The sequence below is a fragment of the Acetobacter sp. genome, from assembly GCF_047721705.1.
Classification (GTDB): Bacteria; Pseudomonadota; Alphaproteobacteria; order Acetobacterales; family Acetobacteraceae; genus Acetobacter.
Window position 1 is genome coordinate 1 of the sequence record NZ_JBDNXK010000047.1, and the last position, 15427, is coordinate 15427.

The 15427-nt window shown below is 55.1% G+C and carries 14 protein-coding genes; 11 read left to right on the forward strand and 3 right to left on the reverse strand.

The window, feature by feature from the left end; all coding sequences use genetic code 11:
- The first annotated feature begins 85 nt into the window (after nucleotides 1-85).
- Nucleotides 86-886 carry a tetratricopeptide repeat protein gene (locus ABF824_RS09445; protein WP_415488347.1) on the forward strand — a complete coding sequence of 267 codons (801 nt, stop codon included), beginning with the start codon at nucleotides 86-88 and terminating at the stop codon, nucleotides 884-886.
- Nucleotides 887-902: 16 nt separating this feature from the next.
- Here ABF824_RS09445 and ABF824_RS09450 read toward each other — a convergent pair whose 3' ends face one another.
- On the reverse strand, nucleotides 903-2144 hold the full coding sequence (locus ABF824_RS09450; protein ID WP_415488349.1) for a DNA recombination protein RmuC: 1242 nt from the start codon (nucleotides 2142-2144) through the stop codon (nucleotides 903-905).
- Between the two features lie 183 nt (nucleotides 2145-2327).
- Between ABF824_RS09450 and ABF824_RS09455 the strand changes: the two genes are divergently transcribed.
- From ABF824_RS09455 to flgH, 10 genes are all read left to right on the forward strand, one after another.
- Entirely contained in the window at nucleotides 2328-3659 is a 1332-nt protein-coding gene (locus ABF824_RS09455; protein WP_415488351.1) for a dicarboxylate/amino acid:cation symporter, read from the forward strand.
- Between the two features lie 379 nt (nucleotides 3660-4038).
- Nucleotides 4039-5823 carry an alginate export family protein gene (locus ABF824_RS09460; protein WP_415488353.1) on the forward strand — a complete coding sequence of 595 codons (1785 nt, stop codon included), beginning with the start codon at nucleotides 4039-4041 and terminating at the stop codon, nucleotides 5821-5823.
- 3 nt (nucleotides 5824-5826) lie between these two features.
- Complete coding sequence (locus ABF824_RS09465) at nucleotides 5827-6030, forward strand: hypothetical protein (RefSeq protein WP_415488355.1); 204 nt, start codon at nucleotides 5827-5829, stop codon at nucleotides 6028-6030.
- Between the two features lie 31 nt (nucleotides 6031-6061).
- Nucleotides 6062-7330 (forward strand): MFS transporter, encoded by a 1269-nt coding sequence (locus tag ABF824_RS09470; RefSeq protein WP_415488389.1) that lies wholly within the window; start codon nucleotides 6062-6064, stop codon nucleotides 7328-7330.
- 68 nt (nucleotides 7331-7398) lie between these two features.
- A complete protein-coding gene (locus tag ABF824_RS09475) occupies nucleotides 7399-8004 on the forward strand; it encodes a nitroreductase (RefSeq protein WP_415488357.1) in 606 nt (201 codons plus the stop codon).
- A gap of 9 nt (nucleotides 8005-8013) precedes the next feature.
- Nucleotides 8014-9237 carry a 5-demethoxyubiquinol-8 5-hydroxylase UbiM gene (gene ubiM, locus ABF824_RS09480; protein WP_415488359.1) on the forward strand — a complete coding sequence of 408 codons (1224 nt, stop codon included), beginning with the start codon at nucleotides 8014-8016 and terminating at the stop codon, nucleotides 9235-9237.
- Between the two features lie 90 nt (nucleotides 9238-9327).
- Nucleotides 9328-10068, forward strand: coding sequence for a flagellar basal-body rod protein FlgF (gene flgF / locus ABF824_RS09485; protein ID WP_415488361.1), 741 nt, complete (start codon nucleotides 9328-9330; stop codon nucleotides 10066-10068).
- A gap of 29 nt (nucleotides 10069-10097) precedes the next feature.
- Nucleotides 10098-10883, forward strand: coding sequence for a flagellar basal-body rod protein FlgG (flgG, locus tag ABF824_RS09490; RefSeq protein WP_415488391.1), 786 nt, complete (start codon nucleotides 10098-10100; stop codon nucleotides 10881-10883).
- On the forward strand, nucleotides 10880-11878 hold the full coding sequence (gene flgA / locus ABF824_RS09495; RefSeq protein ID WP_415488363.1) for a flagellar basal body P-ring formation chaperone FlgA: 999 nt from the start codon (nucleotides 10880-10882) through the stop codon (nucleotides 11876-11878). The genes flgG and flgA overlap by 4 nt, the downstream gene beginning before the upstream one ends.
- Nucleotides 11879-11905: 27 nt before the next feature.
- Complete coding sequence (flgH, locus tag ABF824_RS09500; RefSeq protein WP_415488365.1) at nucleotides 11906-12631, forward strand: flagellar basal body L-ring protein FlgH; 726 nt, start codon at nucleotides 11906-11908, stop codon at nucleotides 12629-12631.
- A gap of 161 nt (nucleotides 12632-12792) precedes the next feature.
- On the opposite strand, the gene fusA is transcribed toward flgH, so the two are convergent.
- Nucleotides 12793-14877: an elongation factor G gene (gene fusA, locus ABF824_RS09505; RefSeq protein WP_415488367.1), complete on the reverse strand. Its 2085-nt coding sequence runs from the start codon at nucleotides 14875-14877 to the stop codon at nucleotides 12793-12795.
- Nucleotides 14878-15072: 195 nt separating this feature from the next.
- Nucleotides 15073-15372: a 50S ribosomal protein L28 gene (gene rpmB, locus ABF824_RS09510; RefSeq protein ID WP_415488369.1), complete on the reverse strand. Its 300-nt coding sequence runs from the start codon at nucleotides 15370-15372 to the stop codon at nucleotides 15073-15075.
- Nucleotides 15373-15427 lie beyond the last annotated feature (55 nt).

Sequence of the window (15427 nt, forward strand, 5' to 3'; positions counted from 1 at the left end):
CTACAGAGAAACATTTGCCGCCATTAAACAATCTTCAATCAATAATCGCTAATGCTTCTACAGCGAGCTGAGACATACAGTCTTATTGGAAAATCGACAAAGGCGCAAAATGCGAAAAATAATAAGTCTGTTTTTGATGACTTCCTGTTTTGCCCTCGCGAACTGCGCTAACAAGACAAATAGTTTCGACAGAGACATCGCTGTTATCGATATTCAACTTGGCAGTGGAGATTTCGAACACGCCAATACAAAACTCACTGCCATGAACCTGGATCATCCCAATAACCCGGATATCCTTCTGCGACTGGCGGAAGTCAACCGGGCAGCGGGAAGACAACTGGCTGCCATTGAATTTTACAAGAAAACCCTGAAGCTTAATCCAGCTTCGAGAGATGCGTGGATGGGCCTGTCAAAGATATATCTGAAAAACAAACCAGCCGCCGCTCTCGAAATTCTGGAAAACCTGTCAAAGCTTTATCCGAATGATCCGCAGGTCATTGACGATTATGGCGTCGCGCTCGATCTGAATGGTCGGTATGAGGAAGCACAGAACACCTATAAGCGGGCGATCAGTATTGATCCGAGTATGATATCTCCAGAAATAAATCTGGGGCTGTCCTTGGGACTGTCTGGTCAGGTCCGTCAGGGGCTCGCCATCATCCGCCCCTATGCTGCCGCTTCGGATGCAGCGCCCCGTACAAAAGAAAATTATGCCTTGCTGCTACTGGCGAACGGTCAGCCGGACGAGGCCCGTTTGCTACTGGAATCTTATTTGCCCCGGAAGGACGCTAACGAGACGTTGATGCGTCTTTCAGACTTCTGGGGAGGGCGTGCCGAATTAGCACGTGCCCGCGCCATAAGAGGCGAGTGCTGCAATAAACCCTGACCGCGTTTGTGAAAGCTCAAAGTGGGGCAATGACTTCCTGTTCGCTTTCATCATCCGCGACATCAAGATCGCGAAGTTGACGTGAAACAACCCTCGTCCTACGCCGCGCTTCTTCAATCGAGGAACTCATTGCCTGTGCATTGCGGGAAAGCTTTTCGAGAACCCCATCCATTTTCAACATCTCATGGCGGGTCGTACCAAGGAGACGCGCGATAGTATCCGTTCTCTCTTCAAGAGAAAGCGTGACATATCCAAGATGAATTGTTCTGAGCAGCGCGGGCATGAGCGACGGCCCCATGATCAGCACCCGACACGTCCGTCCGATTTCATCAATAAGCCCGGGGGTTCGCGCTACTTCTGCATAAAGACCGTCGGTTGGCAGATAAAGAACCGCAAACTCCACCGTTTCCGGCGGTGAAATATATTTCCCGGCTATCTTCCGCGCTTCCATTTTCAAAACTGTTTCCAGCGACCGGCGTGCCTGGCGTTCAGCGTTCTTGTCATTCTGGGCGCAGGCATCCAGCAGACGTTCGTAGGCTTCCGTCGGAAATTTGCTATCGATCGCCAGAACGGGTGGGTAGGAACCACGGACCGGCATCTTTACCGCAAATTCCACTACTTCCCGCTTGTTGCCAATCTGTCGGTTGGCCTCGAACGTTCCCGGTGGCAGCACATCCTCAAGAATAGCGCGTAGTTGCGCCTCACCCCAACCTCCGCGAGTTTTCACATTACTGAAAAGGCGCTTCAGATCACCGATCTGCGCCGTCATGGCAGAAACTTCTCCCATTGCTTTCTGCATCTCGGAAAATTGTTCCAGCACCCGCTGAAACGATGTCTGCATCTGCTGTTCCACGGCTGCGTGAAGCTGTTCCGTGACGGCACCCCTTATTGCGGCAAGCTGGCGGGCGCTCGTTTCCGCCATTTCTCGCAAGGCCTCTGACTGGGCAGCGCGCGCTTCGGCCTGCTCCTTGCCGAGAGAGCCGGAGAGATGGGCAACACGTTCCATCAGTTCCGCGCGCAATTGTTCGACACGCCCCAACAAGGCTCGCTCGGTATCAGCCAGACGATTACGCTGCTGTTCCCCTTCTCTCTCAACCAGCACATAAAGCCGCGCGAGCAGATCTGAGTCGGTCGAACCCGCACCAGAGCGCCCCTGACGGATCATCATGACGATCAGAAAAATGGCTGTCACACTCACAATGAACAGCATGACAAGGATCAGGAAATGATCCGAGTTGGTCGACGAGGCGAAAGGCATGAATGAGTTTCCAAAAGGGAAAAACGCACATCCTTGTAACACCGAGAACAAAACAGGAAAGTGTTAATTGTTTGGCGAGTGGTGTTCAATGCTGATATCGCTAGGCTGAGCGATCCCTCACAAAGGGCAAGCCGCAGAACAAAAACAACAATCGCTCGTCCCTTTTCCCAAGGTACCGTGAGAATGATTACCACGTCCTCCACAAGGCCTCGTCGGCCTCTCTGGAAAAGTCTTTACGTTCAGGTTCTCTTCGCCGTCGTGGCGGGTGTCCTGCTTGGTTATTTCGCTCCCGGACTGGGCGCCGCCATGCGTCCATTGGGCGACGGCTTCATCAAGCTTGTGAAAATGGTGATTGCTCCGGTCATCTTTCTCACCGTATCGACCGGCATCGCCGGAATGGGCAACCTTGGTAAAGCCGGAAAGATCGGCGCCAAAGCCATGACATACTTTCTGGTGTTCTCCACCTTCGCCCTGATCGTGGGCATGGTGGTGGCGAATGTCATCCAGCCGGGCGCCTCCATGCATGTCGATGTGCATTCACTCGATGCCGCCAGTGTCGGCTCCTATGTCGAGCGCGCCAAAGAACATTCGTTCGCGGACTTCCTGTTGCAGATCATTCCGACGACAACCGCGAGCGCCTTCACCTCGGGTGAAATTCTTCAGGTTCTTTTCGTTGCCATCGTCTTTGGCATCAGCCTCTCCCAGATGGGAACGCGTGGTGAAGCCGTTCTCACTCTTTTCAAGCAACTGACCGAACTTGTGTTCGGTGTCGTCCGGATTGTGATGCTGGCCGCTCCCATTGGTGCTTTCGGCGCGATGGCCTTCACTATTGGAAAATTCGGAATCGGTTCCGTCATCAGCCTGATATGGCTGGTCGGCACATTCTATCTGACATCGATCCTGTTCATTGTTCTCGTTCTGGGGATCGTCACGCGACTGTGCGGTTTCTCAATTTTCCGACTTCTACGTTATCTGAAAGAAGAACTCCTTATCGTTCTGGGTACCAGTTCCTCGGAATCCGCCCTCCCGACCCTGATGGCGAAACTGGAAGCGGCAGGCTGCGAACGGTCCATCGTCGGACTGGTCGTACCTATGGGATATTCCTTCAATCTCGACGGCACCAATATCTACATGACGATTGCCGCTCTCTTCGTCGCTCAGGCCACCGATGTGCATCTGAGCCTCGGTGAGCAGGTTGCCCTTCTGCTGGTCGCCATGGTCAGCTCCAAAGGTGCTGCAGGCGTCACGGGGGCCGGTTTCGTGACGTTGGCGGCCACCCTGTCAGTTGTCCCATCCATCCCGGTAGCGGGCATGGCTCTCATTCTTGGCGTGGACAAATTCATGTCCGAGTGCCGCTCGCTCGCCAACATTATCGGCAATGCCGTCGCCACGATCGTTGTCGCACGGTGGGAAAACGAACTGGACCAGCAGAAGCTGGAAGATGCTCTCTCAGGAAAACTACCACCTATCGATGCGATGGCTGTGGCCGCCAACGGCACCCCACAACTGCATTAAGCAGTCGGTTTCTTTCTCCCAAACATTTTACTCCGATCATTCATGTCTGCCCTGTTTCTCAAGGAAGGCATGAATGTGTCGTTTTGCGTCCCGCCCCAAAGGGGCACGGCGAAGATCCAAAAATTGTCACAGCTGAAATATAGAAATTATTTCAATCGATTACAGGATTTTTCATCCTAAAGGTGAAACCGCTGATGACGACACAGTGGCACCCGTAATCACCCGCACACCACGTCCCATGTGACAAATTGATCACATTGCCCACCGATGTACGCAGCACACGATTTCTCGATGTGACGAAACATAAATATGCGTGCAGCGTATAGATTGTCTGATATGCGTAAAACGCATGCGTTCGGTGACGTTAGGCAATACAACAATGAAAAAGAATAACTTTCCCGTGGCCGCGGTCTTCACCAATACGGTTCTGCATCTGGCAAACAGCAAGGGAGCGTTCGCCTGTCGCACAGCCTTGTCCACAACACTGGGCAGCCTTCTGTTCGCGTGCATCACACCCGTCCACGCTGAAACAGCCCCCAATGCCAGCGTGAATCTGCACACCCAGATTCCCGATCAATACCGCAGTACCGTTACCCCCACCGGAAAAATCCGGAGCAAGGGCTTCTGGGACAGTTCACGCCTGCTGCCTCCTCTGGAATCCCGCCCGGAAAGCTATGCCCAGCCACAGGCGCTGAGCCTCCCGCAGCAGACGTCTGGTGCACTGCTGCATCAGGGACCGTGGGGTATCTTCAACTCGAACACTGGCGCCGCTTCCGGTTGGGGCACTGTGGGCTATTACGCTGTCGAACGGTGGGCGGAGGACTGGTCGAATCTCCGGGACAAACGCAACCGCATCGATGTGATGGACCCGCTGAAATACATCCCATTCAACGACAGCGGTTCAATCTACATGACATTCAGCGGCAACTTTCGGCAGCACAATTTCTACGATCAGCGTGCTGGCTTCGGCATGACGAAGAAAGACCCGGCCTATCGTCAGAACATGCGCTGGAATCTGGGTTCGGACCTGCATCTGGGCGAACACGTCCGGCTGTATGGCGAACTGATGAGTGCACAGGCAGGTGGCACCAACTATTACGGTTACAATAATGGTCGCTGGCGCAGCAAACTGGACGCACAGCAGGCCTTTGTCGAAATCAAGGGGCATCTGCTGAACGCCAATATGGGCGTGATGGTCGGTCGTATGGCCTTCCTCGATGCGCCACCCTACTTCACGGCAGGAAGCGTCTACCCTTCCATTCCGTTTTCCTGGAACGGTGTGCGCGTTTATTCTTTCTGGAAAAACTTCCGTGTCGATCTTTTTGACCTGACTCTGACCGACTGGACCCTGAAGAACGTGCCCTTCCGGGATAACGTGGGCTACCGCTCCCGCCTGTTCGGCGCCTACACGTCTTATGCGGTGCCCTCTTTCACGTTCATGAACAAGAAAAGCCAGGTTTTCATTGACACCTATTACCTTGGCATTCTGATGGCTTCGGCACCCATCGCCGGGCAGCAAGGAACTATCGCGGGTTCGACCCGTCGAGACACCCCCGGCACACGCATATGGGGTAATGCAGGACCGATCGAATTCTCCGTGGGCGGCTCATGGCAGGGGGGGTATTTCAACACAGCCAATCATGGTCCTTCCCGTCCTGTGAGCGCTTATTCCTTCAACGCACAGATTTCCTGGCGCTTCGCAAAATTCTGGGGACATCCAGCCTTGGGTATTCAGGCTGACGATGTTTCAGGTGGCGATTACACCAAGGGAAAGACCAGTTCCTGGGGCAGCTATCTGTCGCCCTATGTGCCGTCCGCTTACTATCTCGATCTGAGCACATATATCGGTCAGCAGAACGTGATCGATGTCGGCCCGATCCTGACCATGTCGCCCACGCCAAATACAACCCTTCTGGCGAAGGTGCCTGTCATCTGGCGTAACAGCACCAGAGACGCGATCTACGCCAGCGGAACGGCGGCCTATAGCCTGCGTCCCCGTGGCGGTTACACAGCCACAATGCCACAGGCGAGCTTCATCTGGCGTGCCACACGCCACGTCACGTTCAGTATTGATGGAGAATATATCTTCGCATCCAAGTCCATGATCAACGCGGGCGCATCTTCAGGGGCCTACGTTCAGAGTAACCTTGAGCTGACTTTCTGAAACATGCCTTCAGCGCTGGCAGAAAAAGCATCCGTTTCTTCTCTGCGAGGCAAGGCCGCAGGTGGTCTTGCCTGCCCTGCTCTTCTGAACACATTGAAGTTAACAGCAAAACCTCTGGACATCCGAGGGGTTTTCGCTGTTTGCACATTCCTGTTCAAAGACGCCCGACATGACCGGGATATTCCGGTCATCCACCATCTGGAATAATATCTTCATGACGACATCGCGCCCTGACCAGATGACCAACCTCCAGAGGCTTCGGGGGATCTTTTCCGGGTCAGCAGGTAACCTGCTCGAATATTTCGACTGGTATGTCTATTCCGCCTTTGCGCTCTATTTCGCGCACGCCTTTTTTCCGGGGCATGACCACACAGCCGAACTTCTGAATACCGCTGCTGTCTTTGCTGTCGGCTTTCTGATGCGCCCTGTCGGGGGATGGCTGATGGGTGTGGTGGCAGATCGTTATGGACGTAAGCAGGGCCTAACACTCTCCGTTGCCGCCATGTGCTTTGGCTCGCTGGCGATTGCCCTTTGCCCCACCTATGAGCAGATCGGTCTCGCTGCGCCCGCCATTCTTGTAATCGCACGGCTTGTGCAGGGGCTCAGTCTTGGCGGTGAATACGGTGCATCGGCCACTTACATCGCGGAAGTCTCACGCCCGGAAACACGCGGTTTCTGGTCGGGCTTCCTCTATGTGACGCTCATCATGGGACAGCTTGGCGCGATGGCCGTCCTGTTGCTGATGCAATATGTTTTCCTGACTCAGGATCAGATCAACGCATGGGGCTGGCGCATTCCCTTCTTCCTCGGGGCCGGAGGCGCGCTCCTGATCCTGTGGCTTCGTCGGCACATGGATGAGAGCGTCGCCTTCAAAAAAGCCGACACGGTCCATGAAAGCGGTGGACTGCGTGTGCTGTTGCAATACCGCAAATCCGTCCTGACCGTGATCGGCCTGACCCTTGGCGGCACCGTGGTTTTCTACACCTATACGATTTACATGCAGAAGTTCCTCGCCAACTCGCTCGGCTTTGGCAAAGAGCAGGCCACCCTGATTTCTTCCGCGTCACTCATCGTGTTCGCTATTGCCCAACCACTGGTCGGGGGCCTCTCAGACAGAATAGGACGCAAGCCCCTTCTCATCGCGTTCGGTGTTCTCAGCACCTTCGGGACGGTTCCGCTGATGTCGCTTCTTGCTGACACACACTCCGCCTATGCCGCGTTCGCTCTCATCTCTCTCGCCCTGCTCATGGCTTCTGGCTACACATCCATCAACGCCATTGTGAAAGCCGAACAGTTCCCTACCCGTATCCGCGCGCTGGGCGTGGCGTTCCCCTATGCAGTCACGGTGTCGGTCTTCGGCGGGACCGCTGAATATATTGCGCTCTGGTGCAAGCATGCTGGCCATGAAAGCTGGTTTGCATGGTATGTCTCCGCTTGCGCCTGCTGCACATTGATCACAGCCCTCACGCTCCCAGCGCAGGATGCAAAGCTGTCAGACGGCAGCTGAAATTGGCTTGGGCTCAAGATTGGGCCATTGTGCACACGGACCTGACACCAGCCCCGCAGGAGGCCATCATGTCGAAACACGCCCATACAGTTCTCAAATCCCTCCTGTCACGCGCCTCGACAGACGCACTGACCGAGCCCGCCCCGAAAGGCGAGGAACTGGAGACCATTCTTTCCGCTGTCATGCGCGCGCCGGACCATGGCAAGCTGCGCCCCTGGCGGCTGGTGGTCGTAAAGGGAGAAGCCCGCGCAAAGCTGGCCGACAAGATCGTCGCCAGCATGAAACGGCTGAACCCTGATGCTGACGCCAAGAAGATCGAAAAACGCCATAAGCGCTTTTCCTCCATGCCAATGACAATCGTGCTTGGCATGCATCTGCGTCCCGATGACAAGATTCCCCTTCTGGAGCAGGAACTCGCTGTGGGCGCCGCTGGCATGAACCTCCTGAACGCGCTGCATGCCGCAGGTTTTGGCGCCGTCTGGGTGACGGGAGACGTTGCTTACGATCCCGTGCTCGCGGAAGAACTCGGCTTCCCTGCACCGCACGCACTGGCTGGCTTCTTCTTTGTCGGCACGCCAGAGAAGAAGGATCACGAAGTGAAACGACGCCCAGTGGCCCCCTATGTGGCCGAGTGGGACGGAGAGCCTGTTTCATTCAAGGCCGACAAAGACTAAAAGCGGCCTATGAGCTTCTCTTCCGATCATGACGTAACGATTGTTGGCGGCGGCCCAGTAGGTCTGGCAGCCGCACTGGCGCTTCAGGAAACAGGGCTGTCGGTGGCCGTGCTGGAGCGTGCGCCATCAGCCGTATGGGCAGAACCGCAGTTTGACGGTCGGGAAATAGCCCTCACCTATCACGCTCGCTCCTTCCTCGAACGGCTCGGCGCGTGGCAGCATATTCCTGACAGCGTCATCTGCCCTCTGAAGGAAGCCCGGGTTGAAACCGGAGTGCATAACCATCCGCTGATTTTTGAAGCTGATCGCCCAGCGGGTGCCGAGGGAGAGCCTCTGGGCTGGCTGGTTTCCAACAACATGATCCGTCGTGCGCTTTATGCTGAAGCTGCGACACGCTCCGGAATCTCGCTCCTTTCAGGAACCGGTGTTGAAACGGTGCGACAGGATGGAAACGGAGCGACCGTGCATGCGCGCGGCGCCACAGCTCTAAGCCTGAAATCGCAACTGGTCATTGGGGCAGATGGCCGTTTTTCCCCCACCCGCCGCCGAGCGGGTATTGGCGCTGTCATTCACGATTTCGAACGCGTGATGATGGTCTGCCGTATGGCGCATGATCTGCCGCACCACAACGTCGCTCTGCAGTGGTTTGCCGAAGGCCAGACGATCGCACTGCTGCCCGTCAACGGCCATGCTTCATCTCTGGTGCTTACACTGCCTGCTGCGGACATCAGACGACTGATGGATGCCGAACAGGGCGCCTTCAATGCCGAGATCATGCAGCGCGTCGGCAACCGTATGGGCGCGATGCGACTGGTCAGTAGCCGTCACGCCTACCCTTTGAAATGCGTCTATGCGCATCGCTTTACGGCGCGCCGTCTTGCCCTGTTGGGTGATGCCGCCGTGGGAATGCACCCGATCACGGCTCATGGTTTCAACCTCGGTCTGCGGGGTGCGGAAACGCTGGCAACAGAAGTCGGGGCAGCCTTCGAATCTGGCCGCGATATTGGCGGAAGTGACGTTCTGCGGCGTTTCGAACGCAGACATAGAGCTGCCACCATGCCGCTGTTCGCCGCCACCAACGGCATTGCCACCCTTTATACCCATGATGCAGCGCCTTTCCGCCTGCTGCGGAGCGTAGGGCTGCGGGTAGCGGATTCCCTGCCTCCCTTCAAAACCGCCGTGACCGCCATGCTGATGGATCGTTCTCCCCTTTCGGGCATGGCTGAACGTTAAAAATCGCCTCGTTGATCAACAGGTTCTTCGAAAGAAACAGTTTATCAATGTTTTCACGGCAGATTCTCTCTCAAAGGAGAGTTCTGCCGGATGGACAACCCGACCTATATCGCGCTGTCACGCATGGACGCCCAACAGCGCGCCATGAGCGTGCTGGCGAACAACCTCGCCAATACAACCACTGCCGGTTTCAAGGCTGGGCATCTGCAATTTGCCGATTATCTTTCCCGTACGAATGGTGGCAATCAAGCCGCGGGCGAGAAAAACGATGCTTACGTGCAGGACCGGGCGACCTATCGTGACTTTACGCAAGGCACTCTGCAGCAGACAGGAAACCAGCTCGACATAGCCATTACAGGCGCGGGCTTCTTTTCCGTTATGACAAGTGAAGGTGTGCGTCTGACCCGGAATGGCCGCTTCCAGCGTCTGTCAGATGGCAGCATCACCGATGCGGCAGGCAATGCTCTTCTCGACCGTACGGGACAACCGATCACCCTGCGTCCTGAAGACCACACGATCAGCATCGCATCTGATGGGACGATTTCCACGGAAAGCGGCGTGGCTGGGGAAATCGGTCTGGTTCGGGTGGAAAACAATTACACACTGCATGGCGAAGGCAACGAACTGTTCAGCGCCTCGACGCCCACCACACAGATGGACACGAAAGAACTACGGCAGGGCATGCTGGAAGGCAGCAACGTCAATTCCATGACAGAAATGACAAATCTCGTTCAGCTGCAACGTGATTACCAGATCACTGCCAATTTTATCGACGGTGAATCGACACGCCGCCAGAACGCGATCGACAAGATCACGCAGACCCAATCCTGACCTGATACAAACGAAAGCTTACTGACATGATGCGCTCTCTCGACATCGCCGGCACCGGCATGCAGGCCCAGCAGACGAATGTGGAGGTCATTGCCAACAATATCGCCAACATGACGACAACGGGCTTCAAACGTCGTCGGCCGGAATTTCAGGATCTGATCTATCAGGATATTCGCCGCGCTGGCACGATGAGTTCTGACAGCGGCACGTTGGTTCCGGCGGGCGCTCAGGTCGGTCTGGGTGTCCGCACAGCCGGCATTTACCGTATCAACGTGCAGGGCACGCTCGAACAGACCAACAACAGCCTCGACCTGGCCATTGAGGGTCCCGGTTATTTTCAGGTCACCCTCCCTTCTGGTGAATATGCCTATACACGTGACGGCACATTCTCTCTCTCCGATACCGGCATGATTGTCACCGCAGACGGCTACCCGGTCAGTCCGGGCATCACTGTTCCGAACAATGCCCAGTCCATTACCGTCGATCAGACGGGACAGGTTCAGGTGACAATTTCCGGGCAGACACAGTCTACGGTGGTCGGCCAGTTGCAGATGGCTACGTTCCAGAATGAGAATGGTCTGGCCGCAATGGGCCAGAACCTGTTCACCGAAACGCAGTCGTCCGGCAACGCAATTACTGGCACCGGCCAGAGTGTTGGGTTCGGTGATATCCGTCAGGGATATGTGGAAGAGTCCAATGTCAACGTTGTGACGGAAATCACCGATCTGATTACGGCCCAACGTGCTTACGAAATGAACAGCAAGGTCATCACGGCATCAGACGAGATGCTGCAAACCTTGACAGGACTGAAATGAAGTCTCTGACCTTTGGGTTAATTCTTGCTGCCTGCATCAACGGAAGCTGCATCGCCTCTCCTTATGCCGATGCAGCGACACTCCGGCGTGCAACTGTTCTCCATCATCCTCAGGTTCGGCTTTCAGACATTTTCAAAGGTCTGGATGCCGATCAGGATTGCGATCTCGGACAGGCGCCGACTCCCGGTGAAAGCATCGTTATCAGTTCGGCTCAACTTGAGGCAATCGCCCAACAATATGGGGTTGAATGGTCCGATATTTCAGCGACAGCTCAAACAACTCTCACAAGAGCGAGCCGCACGATTTCTCAAGATGACATCATGCCGCAAATTGTGGCCGGACTGAAAGACCGCGGTGTTCCAGACAGTGCTGCAATCGATATCGCAACTTTTTCTGGTCCAACCATTTCCGCAGATCAGAACGTTCAGCCTCAGCTTACCAATATTGTATATGATGCAACCCATGGCCGCTTTTCAGCTTTTTTTTCCATTAACGCTGACGGTGCAGCCAAAACATTTCGTGCAGATGGCACCATCAGTTCTCAGGTAGAAGCTGTCATTGCCAGTCACGACATCGCAATGGGAGAAATCATTTCTGCGTCCGATATAGAAATGGGGCAATTCAATTCCCGATCCTTGCCATTACAAGCGATCAAAAATCCATCTTCCGTCATTGGGCGGTCTGCCCGGCGCGCCATTCCAGCACATGCCTTTCTCACAGCTGAAATCACATCAAGAATAAGCCTTGTCGATAAAGGGGCTCCTGTCGTTCTGGATCTGTCCTCGGCAGGAATCCATCTCACGGCATCCGGTGTGGCTCTGGATACGGGGGGAATTGGGGAGCGTATTCACGTGCTCAATCCTGTATCGAAAATGATTGTCATCGGTGAAATCATCGACAAGAGCCATGTTTCAGTCATGCCGGGGACCACTCCTACTCCAGCCAATGCCAGAGAAGCCCATTTCTCAGGAGAGCAAACGCAGCAGCACATCTAAAATCTGACGATTGGATTAGAATCTTTCATGAAACGCTCTTTATCTCTTTTAAGTCTTATTTTGCTTTCAGGCTGTAACGGCGGATTGAGTCATCTCAGTGAAATCGGTCATCCTCCGGCCATGACGCGTACGCAAGACCCCACACGTGACACCTCGTACCGTCCTGTAACAATGCCCATGCCACCGCTGCAGCCTCCCCCATCAGAGGTTGCAAGTCTTTGGCGACCGGGAAGCCGTGCCTTCTTCAAAGATCAACGTGCTGCGCAGGTTGGCGATCTCGTTACTATTATTGTCGATATCACCGACAACGCCACAATGGTCGACAACACCAGCGCGGCCGGGACAGGCAGTGAATCAATGGGAATGCCCAGTCTGTTCGGCTTTCACGGTAAAGCGCTGTCCCATCTCACTAGTTCATCTGCATTTTCCACTTCCAGCAACAACAGTAACACGGCAGCAGGTCGCATTAGCCGTAATGAGACTGTGACTGTCCGTGTTGCAGGAACGATTACTCAGGTTCTCCCCAACGGTAATTTCATGGTCGTCGGGCGGCAGGAAGTTCGCGTCAATAGTGAACTGCGTGAACTACAGGTCACTGGCGTCGTGCGCCCTCAGGATATTACCGCAGACAACACCGTTACACATGACCGTATGGCTGAAGCCCGCATTTCATACGGTGGCCGTGGTCAGCTTTCCATCCTGCAGCAGCCACGTTACGGACAGCAGCTTTTCGATGCTATTGCTCCTTTCTGAGCTAAAATCAGAAAATACCAACACAGTTTAACCGGAAAATCTGATGCTGCCGTAACAATAACGGCAGCATTTTTATTTTAGCTATAAATACAACTTTGTTTCTCAGACATAAAAAAACCGGCCACAAGGGCCGGTTTTCTAAATCACCCGATTTAAAAAGATCAGGCGGACTTCGCCATGATCTCTTCAGCCACGTTACGCGGCACCGGATCGTAGTGATGGAACTGCATGGTGAAGGAGGCACGGCCCTTCGTCATCGAACGAAGATGCGAGATATAGCCGAACATTTCCTTCAGCGGCACCTGCGCACGAACCATAACCGTGGAACCCGATGTTTCTTGGCTCTGGATCATGCCACGACGACGGTTAAGGTCACCCACCACGTCACCAACGTGATCGTTCGGTGTCGTAACTTCCACATCCATGATGGGCTCAAGGATCACCGGACCGGCGTTCTTCATGCCTTCACGGAAGCAGGCCTTTGCCGCGATTTCGAACGCCAGAGCGGACGAGTCAACGTCATGGTACTTACCGTCGAGGAGGGTGAACTTGAAGTCCACAGTCGGGAAACCAGCCAGAACACCGCTGGAAGACTGAACACGGATGCCTTTTTCGACAGCCGGGATGTATTCCTTCGGAACCGTTCCGCCGACGACCTTGTTCTCGAACTCGATCTCGCCTTCATGCGGAGCGAACTCGATCTTCACTTCAGCGAACTGACCCGAACCACCAGACTGCTTCTTGTGGGTATAGGTCTCGGTATGCGCCTTCGTGATCGTCTCACGGTAAGCAACCTGTGGGGCACCAACGTTGGCTTCCACACCATACTCACGACGCAGACGGTCGATGATGATGTCGAGATGCAGTTCACCCATACCGGACAGAATGGTCTGACCCGTTTCCTGATCGGTCTTCAGACGGAGTGAAGGATCTTCACTGGCAAGCTTCTGCAGAGCCAGCGTCATCTTTTCAACGGCGTCTTTCGTCTTCGGCTCGACAGAAATGTCGATAACCGGGATCGGGAAGCTCATGCGCTCCAGAACGACAGGATCGGAAGAATCAGCCAGCGTGTCACCCGTCTGTGTGTCTTTCAGACCCACGAATGCGGCAATGTCACCAGCATGGACTTCCGACAGTTCTTCGCGCTTGTCGGCATGCATCTGGTAGATACGGCCGATACGCTCCTTGTGACCCTTGGTCGTGTTCAGGATGGTGTCACCCGTCTTCAGCACGCCACGATACACGCGGACGAAGGTCAGTGTGCCATACTTGTCGTTGATGATCTTGAACGCCAGACCAGCAAACTTGCCGTTCGGGTCAACCGGGATGATCGGCAGATCTTTGGAATCGGTTTCTTCCTCGCCTTCCGGCGGGGCGCAACGGATACCCTCAACGTCGTTAGGAGCCGGCAGATAATCAATGACGGCGTCGAGCAGAGGCTGAACGCCCTTGTTCTTGAAGGCCGTGCCACACAGAACCGGACGGAACTCACCGGAGATCGTGCCCTTCTTGATGCACTTCTTCAGCGTCTCGACGGAGACGTCGCCCTTCTCGAAATACTCTTCCATGGCGGCGTCATCGACAGCCAGAGCCGTATCGAGCAGGTTCTGACGAGCCTCGGCGGCCTTTTCTTTCAGGTCAGCCGGAATCTCTTCGTCATGGAATTTCGCGCCGAGTTCGCCGCCTTCCCAGACGATCGCCTTCATCTCTACGAGATCGACGACACCCACGAAGTTTTCTTCAGCACCGATCGGCAGCTGCAGCGGGATCGCAACGATATCCAGCTTCTCTTTCAGCGTGCTGAAAGCGTAGTAGAAATCAGCGCCCGTACGATCAAGCTTGTTGATGAAGATGATGCGGGGAACGTTGTACCGGTCAGCAAGACGCCAGTTGGTCTCGGACTGCGGCTGCACACCGGCCACACCTTCAATGATGAAGATGGCGCCATCGAGCACGCGGAGCGAACGGTTCACTTCGATGTTGAAGTCGATGTGGCCCGGGGTATCGATGATGTTGATGCGATGATCATCCCACACACACGTCACGGCGGCGGACGTGATGGTGATGCCACGCTCACGCTCCTGCGCCATGTAATCGGTCGTGGTGTTGCCCTCGTGGACCTCGCCAATCTTGTGGGACACGCCGGTGTAGTAAAGAATACGCTCGGTGGTCGTCGTCTTGCCCGCATCAATATGAGCGGTAATTCCGATATTACGGATTTTGGAAAGGTCGGACTGGGCTGACACGGGGCTTCTCCGGGAACGGCTAGGCCAGGATTTCAAACAAAAAGCGTAAAACACACGGGGCGCGACAGGAGAGAATTCTCCCCGCGCCCCTTGCTCCGCGACTTTATGTCCTGCGGAGCCGTGTCGTCACGCGGTCCTCGCTTTTGGCAAGGGCGATCAGAGAACCGGCCACCCAGACAGGTGACCGACAGTCAATCAGGCAGCAGCCTGTTTCTTGGCCTGTGCGCGCTGGATACGGCGCTTCAGAACCAGAGACTCAGGCGTCAGGCTGCGATTCGGCGTGCCGAGCAGATAGGAGTCGAGACCACCATTGTGCTCGATCGTGCGCAGACCACGGGTTGTGACGCGCATGGAAACAGGCGTTCCCAGAATGTCGGACAGAACCGAAACTTCCTGCAGGTTCGGCAGGAAGCGACGGCGGGACTTGTTGTTGGCGTGGCTGACATTGTTGCCCGTCAGCACACCCTTGCCAGTGATCTCGCAACGGCGGGACATCGATTTATCCTCGGTCAAAAACAGGAACAGAGGCCGAGGCGAGCCCGGCTTTCAT

Coding starts and splice junctions, on each gene's coding strand:
- ABF824_RS09475 (WP_415488357.1), top strand. CDS start 7,399: ATGTCGAAACACGCCCATACAGTTCTCAAATCCCTCCTGTCACGCGCC.
- ABF824_RS09450 (WP_415488349.1), bottom strand. CDS start 2,144: ATGCCTTTCGCCTCGTCGACCAACTCGGATCATTTCCTGATCCTTGTC.
- ABF824_RS09470 (WP_415488389.1), top strand. CDS start 6,062: ATGACCAACCTCCAGAGGCTTCGGGGGATCTTTTCCGGGTCAGCAGGT.
- ABF824_RS09465 (WP_415488355.1), top strand. CDS start 5,827: ATGCCTTCAGCGCTGGCAGAAAAAGCATCCGTTTCTTCTCTGCGAGGC.
- flgF (WP_415488361.1), top strand. CDS start 9,328: ATGGACAACCCGACCTATATCGCGCTGTCACGCATGGACGCCCAACAG.
- ubiM (WP_415488359.1), top strand. CDS start 8,014: ATGAGCTTCTCTTCCGATCATGACGTAACGATTGTTGGCGGCGGCCCA.
- ABF824_RS09455 (WP_415488351.1), top strand. CDS start 2,328: ATGATTACCACGTCCTCCACAAGGCCTCGTCGGCCTCTCTGGAAAAGT.
- flgG (WP_415488391.1), top strand. CDS start 10,098: ATGCGCTCTCTCGACATCGCCGGCACCGGCATGCAGGCCCAGCAGACG.
- rpmB (WP_415488369.1), bottom strand. CDS start 15,372: ATGTCCCGCCGTTGCGAGATCACTGGCAAGGGTGTGCTGACGGGCAAC.
- flgH (WP_415488365.1), top strand. CDS start 11,906: ATGAAACGCTCTTTATCTCTTTTAAGTCTTATTTTGCTTTCAGGCTGT.
- flgA (WP_415488363.1), top strand. CDS start 10,880: ATGAAGTCTCTGACCTTTGGGTTAATTCTTGCTGCCTGCATCAACGGA.
- ABF824_RS09460 (WP_415488353.1), top strand. CDS start 4,039: ATGAAAAAGAATAACTTTCCCGTGGCCGCGGTCTTCACCAATACGGTT.